Consider the following 1,036-nt stretch of genomic DNA (forward strand, 5'->3'; position numbering starts at 1 on the left):
CCCGGTCCCGGCGGCGGTCGTCGACGCGGCCGGCACCGCGGTCCGCTGCACCGCCCGCGGCGAACTCAGCCACCCACCCACGACGGTCTCGGTCGACGACGGCCCACCCCGCCGCGTCCTCGGCGCGGCGGGCCCCTGGATCGTCCACCAGCGCGGCGCCCGCCTCGCCCGCGTCCAGGTGGTCCTGGAGACCGACGACGGCGACGTCGCCCTGCTGCTCAGGGTCACCATCGGTGACGATCCACAATGGACGGTCGAGGGCTGCTACGACTAGTGTGATCCACGCCGTCCACAGTTGACACCTCGCGCCGACCGGCTCAGGATCGACTCCAGTAGTCGAACTCGTGTTCGAGCGGTATTCGCTGGCTTCCCCTCAGTGAACTTTCCTTGCGGAGCTGGCTTTGGCGTTCAACAACCCCGGCGTGCCGTGGTCCGAAGTGGAGCGGATCGCCTCCGGGCGGCCGCCCGTGCCCGGGGACGGCAACGATGCCCCCGCGTGGTCGCGCAAGCGCGAAGGGTACGGCGGGGCGCCGGCCGATCTGCGGGTGCCGCGGCGGCGGGACGACGGCGGGGACCGGATCCGGGCGCCCTACGCCGAGCTGCACGTCCACTCCAACTTCAGCTTCCTCGACGGTGCGAGTCACCCCGAAACCCTCGTCGAGGAGGCCGCGCGGCTGGAGCTGGACGCGCTCGTGCTCACCGACCACGACGGCGTGTACGGCGCCGTCCGCTTCAACGACGCTGCCCGGGAGCTCGGGGTGCGCGTCGGGTTCGGGGCCGAGCTCTCGCTCGACCTGCCCGCGCCGCAGGCCGGCGAGCCGGATCCGAAGGGGTCGCACCTGCTGGTGATCGCCCGGCAGCAGGACGGGTACCACCGGCTCTGCCGCGTCATCTCGCGCGCCCAGCTCGCCGGCGGGGCCAAGGGGCGGCCCGTCTACGACCTCGACGAGCTGGCCGGCGAGCTGGCCGGGCACGTCATCGTGCTCACCGGCTGCCGCAAGGGGCCGGTCCGCCGCGCGCTCGCGGAACACGGGCC

At 73.6% G+C, this 1,036-nt stretch carries 1 protein-coding gene and 1 pseudogene; both read left to right on the forward strand.

Annotated features, from left to right (window positions below; all coding sequences use genetic code 11):
- A pseudogene (locus G3I65_RS50640) lies at positions 1-274 on the forward strand (DNA polymerase Y family protein); the annotation flags it as partial.
- Positions 275-401: 127 nt separating this feature from the next.
- Positions 402-1,036 (forward strand): PHP domain-containing protein (locus tag G3I65_RS50645; protein WP_160703025.1); only part of this gene is annotated, 635 nt, incomplete at its 3' end.

This window comes from Amycolatopsis sp. SID8362, from assembly GCF_010550475.1.
In the GTDB taxonomy this organism is placed as follows: domain Bacteria; phylum Actinomycetota; class Actinomycetes; order Mycobacteriales; family Pseudonocardiaceae; genus Amycolatopsis; species Amycolatopsis eburnea.